This is a genomic window from Streptomyces sp. NPDC048106 (assembly GCF_040706415.1).
Taxonomy (GTDB): domain Bacteria; phylum Actinomycetota; class Actinomycetes; order Streptomycetales; family Streptomycetaceae; genus Streptomyces.
In genome coordinates this window covers 1-7,067 of sequence record NZ_JBEZND010000093.1, presented here as the reverse complement: position 1 = coordinate 7,067, position 7,067 = coordinate 1, and the positions used below count along the sequence as shown (strand labels likewise).

The 7,067-nt window shown below is 68.4% G+C and carries 5 protein-coding genes and 1 pseudogene; 2 read left to right on the top strand and 4 right to left on the bottom strand.

The annotated features are described in order from the left end of the window. Positions 1-204: 204 nt before the first annotated feature. On the bottom strand, positions 205-903 hold the full coding sequence (locus tag AB0927_RS40690) for a VOC family protein (RefSeq protein WP_366672914.1): 699 nt from the start codon (positions 901-903) through the stop codon (positions 205-207). Between the two features lie 279 nt (positions 904-1,182). On the opposite strand from AB0927_RS40690, the gene AB0927_RS40685 reads away from it, so the two are divergent. After that, complete coding sequence (locus AB0927_RS40685; protein ID WP_366672913.1) at positions 1,183-1,923, top strand: methyltransferase domain-containing protein; 741 nt, start codon at positions 1,183-1,185, stop codon at positions 1,921-1,923. A gap of 137 nt (positions 1,924-2,060) precedes the next feature. Then, positions 2,061-2,406 (top strand): annotated as a pseudogene (locus AB0927_RS40680) (leucine zipper domain-containing protein); the annotation flags it as partial. Positions 2,407-3,290: 884 nt separating this feature from the next. Here the strand turns inward: AB0927_RS40680 and AB0927_RS40675 are convergent. The 3 genes from AB0927_RS40675 to AB0927_RS40665 form a co-directional block, all read right to left on the bottom strand. Next, entirely contained in the window at positions 3,291-3,572 is a 282-nt protein-coding gene (locus tag AB0927_RS40675; RefSeq protein WP_366672912.1) for a hypothetical protein, read from the bottom strand. A gap of 89 nt (positions 3,573-3,661) precedes the next feature. Next, complete coding sequence (locus AB0927_RS40670; RefSeq protein WP_366672911.1) at positions 3,662-4,819, bottom strand: FAD-dependent monooxygenase; 1,158 nt, start codon at positions 4,817-4,819, stop codon at positions 3,662-3,664. A gap of 16 nt (positions 4,820-4,835) precedes the next feature. Beyond that, the coding region (locus AB0927_RS40665; protein WP_366672910.1) for a LodA/GoxA family CTQ-dependent oxidase at positions 4,836-7,067 on the bottom strand (2,232 nt) is incomplete at its 5' end.

Here is a 7,067-nt window from a genome sequence, read left to right as displayed (position 1 = left end):
ACGGGGCTATCCAGGAGGGCTCCGACGCCGTGATCACACCAGACACAGCGAGATCATCTCACCCGTGACCAGCAGTTACGGGACAGCCCTTAGATGAGCGCAACGACGCCACAGCATGTCGTGGTCGCGGGTCACGGTCGATCCTCTCGACGGCGAGTGAAGGCCGGAGGACGGGGACCGATTCGACCACCAAGCTCTGCATTTTCACGGTCGGTCGGTGGCCGGCGCAGGCGGGCCGGCCACGCCAATGCACGCCTCGTTACCCTCGGGGTCGGCCAGCACCCAGTTCGACGGCGCGTCGGCGTCGTTCACCAGGCGTCCACCAGCCGCGAGCGCTGCGGCTATCCGGGCCTCGGCCTGGTCGTAGGGCACCCACACGTCTACGTGGACCCGGTTGCGCTGCGGGCGCGGTGCGTCCATTTGCTGGAAGTAGAACGCTGCCCCGCGGCGGCGCGGGTCGATCAGGTCCTCGCCGCTGTTCGCGCGGTCCTGGTAGCCGAGCAGGGCACGCCAGAACGCCACCACGTCGGAACCTGTGAGGGCATCGACGGTGACCTGGACGGTCTGCACGGCGGACGGGTCAGCCGGTATGTCCAGCGTCTGGGCCACCTCCGAGATCTGCCGGGCCAGCTCGACGTGCCGTTCGGTCAGCCCGTAGTAGTCGTCCGTGACCGTGATCAGCCGTACGATCACGCCCTCCTGCCTCACGTCGATATCCGGGTGATCGTCCCCAACCAGCGGCATCTCACTGATCGCCTGTACGAACCGGGCGCCGACCGCGAACGACCCGGTGCGGAAGTACGCACATGCCCCCTCGCCCACGACGCGCCAGTCCTCCACGCCGACGGCCTCATGGAACTGCTGCGGCCTGATGCGCTCCATCTGGCCCTCTACGTAGGTCATGTGCTCAACGTAACGTGCAGGTCCGACAACCCCCCTCGGCCATCAGACACTCCGGAACTACTCGTCTAGGTGTATTGCCCTGTGAGGTTGGGGACGCGGCTGGCGGGTGGTCGGCCCTGAGCGTGGTCCGGCGGACCCGCAGGCCAGACACCGAAATTTGCTGGAGTATTAGGGCTCGTCCGGCGGATTTCAGGTCGAGCCAGGGCCGTCCCGAGGCGAGGGCCGGCCAGTGCCCTAATCGAGTTGACCGCGCCCTGCAGGCAGTGCTGGAGTCGGCACGTGGACAGCATCCCCGCCAACCGGCGGCTCTGGAACCAAATCAGCAGCGCCTACCAGCACGAGCACGACCCGCAAATAGGCGCCGCACCCCGGCTGTGGGGCATGTACTCCATCCCCGACGCGCACCTGCACGCCCTGGGCGACGTCACCGGCAAGCGTGTCCTCGAACTCGGCTGCGGCGCCGGCCAGTGGTCCAGGGCGCTCGCCGCCGAGGGCGCCACCGTGGTCGGGCTCGATCTGTCCGAAGCCCAACTTGCCGCAGCGGCCCGCGCGATGGGAGCGGCACGCTACCCGCTAGTGCAAGGCGCCGCCGAACAACTCCCCTTCGCCGCCGAAAGCTTCGACCTGGTGTTCTGCGACTTCGGGGGGCTCAGCTGGGCGCCCCCGCACCTGGCCGTCCCGCAGGCCGCACGCGTCTTGGGTCGAGGCGGGCGCCTGGTGTTCAACGTCGCTAGCCCATGGTTCGAAGCTTGCTACGACGAAGCCGCCAGCCGTGTGACCACGACGCTGCAGCAGGACTACTTCGGGCTGAACACCATCGCCGAAGGCGACGGCGCGACCAGCTATCAGCTCACCTACGGCGACTGGGTCAAGGTTCTGCGCGGGGCGGGTCTCATCATCGACGACCTCATCGAGCCGCGGCCCGAACTCGGAACACCCAACGGCTACAACGAAACCGACCCACCCGACTGGGCACACCGCTGGCCGGCGGAACTGCTCTGGGTAACGCACAAACCGTAAGTCCCGCCGCGCCGAGACATGAAGGCATCCCCTCCCCGGACAGGCCCCAGTTGTCCTGTCCGGGGAGGTTGTGGACGGGTGAGTCAGGTCTCGGCTGAGGGATCTTGAAGAGGTGAGGTCCTTCCGGTTCGGTGTGGATTGCGACGTCTACACCAACAGAAAGGCCCTCGGGCCCCACCGTGATGCACCCCTGACCGAGACCGGACGGCTGCGTCTGCCCGCTGCGTGGTCGAGGGACGGCCGGGCGCTGCTCCGGGCCGCGGAACGCTTCCAGGTCTCGCCCACCACGGCCCAGCGATGGGCTGAGCGCTACCGGCAGTTCGGTGAGGCCGGGATGGCCGACCGTTCTTCCCGCCCGCACACCAGCCCGCGCCGGATCCCGACCCGCACCGAACGCCGGATCATCAAGGTCCGCGTCCTGCGCCGGTGGGGACGGCCCGCATCGCGCACCTGCTGCGCTTGGTGCCCTCGACCGCGCACCGCCCGTCCCATTGCCGTCGCCGAGCAGCCCGCTCTGGGCCAGCGCCTCGATCGGGATGAACGCCGTGATAGCGGCACAGGGCCGAGCATGGACTGGGCGGAGACGGTCGCGTTGACGCTGTTTCCCAGGGCTCAGCCCGCGTCCTCGTATTCCGCCTTGGGCTTCGTACGGGTAGGTGCGGGCTCTGGGTTGGGCCCGTTGCTGGGGTTCTGGTCGATGGGCGGCTTGGGGGGATGACGATGCATCCGTATGGGCAGCTCCCCGAGCCGGCACCACACCAGGGCCGGAGCGGGGGCCCGGGCCAGGGCGGGGGCCGTATTCGTATCCAGTGTCGACCATTGCGGAGTATCCCGCTGGCTGCGAGACGTGGTTTGCCTGCTTACGCAGGATGTCCGCGAGGCTTGGATACCCGGGCAGGCCCTCTGACAGGAAGCCGGAACCCCCGGTTCTGCCAGGTCGGCTCATGGATCTCTGGGGGATACCTTCGTGCTTCTCCCACCGGCTTGCTACGCGGCCGGACAGGGTTCTGATGTCGACGCCTGTGAACCGGCCCTCGGAAGCGAATCCGCCTCCAGGAGCGCGAACGTTGAAGTGTCCGGTGGGGTCGGTGCCGCCCAGCGGGTTGCCTGCGGTGTAGGTGTAGCGGTTGGTCTGCGCCGTGGCCCGTACACGGGAACTCGGACTCTTCCCAAAACTGCTGACGGCCTCGCCCTATACGGCTGAGGGCGACGAAGCGGAAGTGGTAGAGCCGGTCGGGGAGGACTTCTGCACTCGCGTGCGCACCGCGCTTGCCTCGCGCCAGACGTTGCGTTGCTCCTCGAGGAGGCCTGCATCCGCAACGCCGCACGCTGGCACCGCCCCCCACTGGAGTGGGCACCATCGCCTCCTACGCGACCGAGGTGGCGCTGCCCGCGACCGGCGCCTGGTCCACAACCCCGGCAAGGGCGGCGCCCAGGCGGACATCGTCATCGCCTCGCCCGAGGACGGGGTGCCGCTGCTGTTCGTGGAGATCGGCAACTGCTTCGAGTCCGCGCAGATCCTCGCCGCGAAGATCGACAAGTACATGCGGTTTGGCCAGCGGAAGGTGCAGGACGGCGATGGCAAGGAGCGGCCATCGTGGCGCACCCGCTGGTGGGTGCCCGACGGCCGCCACGGCGACCAGCCGCACCCCCGCGCAACCCCAACACCATCATCGCGCAGCCAAACTTCCCCACGTGTTCGACCATTCTCGGGGCAGGGGCCCGTTGCCCCTCATCTTCACCTACCGGCGCCTGGAGATCGCGTGCGCCTCTTCCAGAACAGGTGGTCCGGCCAACGCCGTTCCAACGCGTACGCCTCGGCGTGCTGGTATGAGTAGGATCTGGCGACCCTACCCAGGAACTGTGTGTAGGAACCGAGTACGGACTCTGACGGCGCACCCGCCAGACACAGGGCCACGGCGATGCCGGCGCGGGCTCCCGTGTGCAAGGCTGAGAGGATTCCCTGCGAGGACAGGGGATCGAATGCCAGCGCGGCGTCGCCGGCGGCGATCCAGCCATGACCGCAACACGGCATCAGGCACTGGCCGTGGGCAGGAGACCAGGCTGGCCGCGGCGCTTCGGTGAAGTCCTGTGCCATGAGCCGTTGTTGGATGTGCCGCGTGTTCGTGGCAGCGCTCAGGAAGCCGTCGGGGGTCCGCAGACGGGGATCGGCGAGGTCGGTGTCCGTCAGGTGGGCCACGATGCGGCCGCCAGGGGTCAGCGTGGTGTACCACCATCCCTCCTCGACTGCCTCCACCAGGGTCCGTGCCTCGCGGTCCGCCCCCGTCCCCTCGCTGCGGTCTGCCGCGGTGGGGCGGCGGAGCAGGACGTGAGCGGCCACCAGCCGGTCCTGGCGCCGACGTGTCGCCCGGTGCCGGGCGAGGACAGCCGTCCGCCCCGTCGCGTCCACAACCCATGTGCAGTGCCGTTCACGAACGCCGCGGTGGCCTCGTACGAACAGGCGTGTGTTGTCGGGTCCGTCGGCGACTTCCACGACCCGTCCGTCTACCGGCTCCGCGCCAGCCGCGTACGCCTCCTCGCGCAGGAAGGCGTCGAAGCGGAGACGGTTCAGCTGCCATCCGGAACCGTACGGATCGTGTAGGGATCCGCGTTCTTGGAGCGCGGATCCGCCCCAGGCGGTATAGACGCCTGTGGAGTGGAGATGCGTGCCACCATCGGCTGTGAACTTTGCCCACAGTCCCAGGTCACGCAGCAGCGGTGTGGCCGCGGCCGGCAGGGTCTCACCGATTTTGTAATCGTGAGTGCCGGGCGGTTCCGGACGCGGGCTGTCCACCAGCGCCACCCGCACGCCGGCCCGGGCGAGGACCAACGCGGCCGCCGCGCCAGCCGGTCCGCCGCCGGCGACGATCGCCCCACAGACATCACGGCCGGACATCAGATGTCAGGGAATGTCATCGGTGTCCATGTTTCGGGCTTCCGGGAAGAAGCGCCACCTTGTCGACGTAGCCCGTGGAAACCTCCACATCCGGCCTGGTGGACAGCGCCGCGGCGGTGGCCAGTACGGCGTCCCGCAGGTTCTCGTCGGCGGCGAGCGGGACATGGAGCGTGAGCAGGTTACGGCCGGTCGGTGGAGTGGGCGTCTCGGCCGGGAAGGTGACTTCTGACTCCACCAGCATGTCGGGTGGCAAGAGCGGGTCGTCCGTGACGCCGGGACGGCGCTCCACCATGCCGAGGCGACCGAAATCCCGCACCATGGCGTTGATGGCGGCCTTGTATCCGAGGGGAAGCCAGCGGTTCCAGGCGGCCCGCCGTTCGAAGGCCGCGAGCCGATCCTCGCGGGCGCGGCTGGAATCGATGGCGATGCGGTAGTCCTCCTCGGTCAGGACGTGGTTGGGTACCCGGGCGGGCCAGAACGTCGGCAGATAGGGGTCGTATCGGGGCCCGAAACCCAGCGCATAGCCGGAGCGGCAACTCGCGGTGTCCGTCTGCCACGGCACGGCCATCCAGCGGGTCAGATCACCGGGCCCCTGCCCGTACAGCGGACCGTCGTAGGCCAGGGCGACCTCTGGAGTGAGCACCGGCCCGTAGGTGTGTTCCGGACGGCCAGGGTCGCGGTGGCGGATCCGGAACGGCGCGCTGTAGAGCGAGAGATGGCGCAGGGGCCACGTGGTCTCGCAGCCAGGATGGAAGGCGTCGGAGATGCAGAACGACAGAGCCGCGCGGTCGAGAGCATCGGGCTGCTCCTCAAGTGGTCTGCGTGCCAAAGGGACCAGGGACGCGCCCGTCGGATCGTAGTCCGGCACGAAGTCCCCGGCGGCCCACCGCGCCAGCAACCGTGACTGAAGTGGAGAGAGGGACATGTGCTGGCGGTCCGAGGTGGGCGGCAGACTCATCGCATCCCCGTACAGCGGGGGCCATGGGACCGGAGACATACCATCGCGCTCGGGCACACGCATCGAGGCCCAGATCTGCTGGCGCAGTTCGGCATGGCGAGGCGCGGCATCAGCCAGGGCCGAGAGACGCTCCGGAGCCATGAAATTCTCCCTCCCTCCCTGTCCGAAGAGGGTGGCCAGACCTCGGTTGACCCATTGCAGCTCGCACAGGCGGCGCAGGACGGGAAGCACATCACCGGTGAACGAGACTTGCTCGGGCTCCGGGAGCAGCCCAGCTGTGACGAAGACGTCACGGATCAGGTCGTAAAGGGTGCGCACCGATTTCAACTCCGGTGCATAGCTGGGCGGCGCGACCACCACCCAGGCCGGAGCCACGGGTATCGCACGGCCGTCCACACGGACGTCCGCGGTGACCGGTCCGTCCGATACATCGTCGTACCAACCGTCGTTGTTGGCGAAGGTTTCAGCCTCGCTGTGGTTGACGGAGGCCGACTGGCCGCGACCGCCGAGGAAGACAAGCCGACCGGCCTCATCGGTGCGCAACTCGCCGAGGTAGACCGGGGTGCCCTGGAACTTCCCCGTATCGCAGCGTAGTTCGGGCAGCCCGGCCCGATCGGGCCCTCGTACAGAGCGGGGACCGGGGTCGATGACCAGTCCACTGCGCTCGGCGGCCGCGATCCCAGGGTTACGCAGGTGACTCGGGGCTGCTTGGGCGGCTTCGGGTATGTCCAGGGCGAGTTGGAACTGGTACCACGCGGCCTTCTTGTTGGCCACGTGCACGGTCCAGCGGAGCTCCGCATTGTCAGCGGTCAGCTCCGTGACAGGCTCGTCCGCCGCGTTATAGCCGTAGATCCGGAAACGGGCCGCCTGCCGTTTGAGAGCGCCTGTTGCGTCCTTGTAGGAGCCAGTCGGCAAGGCGGGCGCGTCCTCGGTCTCCGGGGCGAGGAAGTACTCCTCGGCGCTGTCCCCGACCCGGGCCACGCCGATAGCGGGGTGGATGGCGGCGCGGACGATCCGCCGGTCACGCGCTGGGGGCTCGTTCGACGGGGATCGGGCGGCCCCGGGTTCCACCGCTGGAATCCCGTTTGCGTCGCGACGGCGCCGGGCCGCGGCTTCGTACACGGTTCTGCGGGTTTCCGCGATGCTGCCGACGGGACGGTGTTCGGGCAGGGCATGCCAGGGGTTGAAGGCCAGATTAAGGGCTGTCCCGTAAATGATCTTTGATGTGCCGGGTGACCTGGTGGTTTCTGCGTCACCCGGCAAGGACGAGGTTGTGCAGGCGGGAGATGC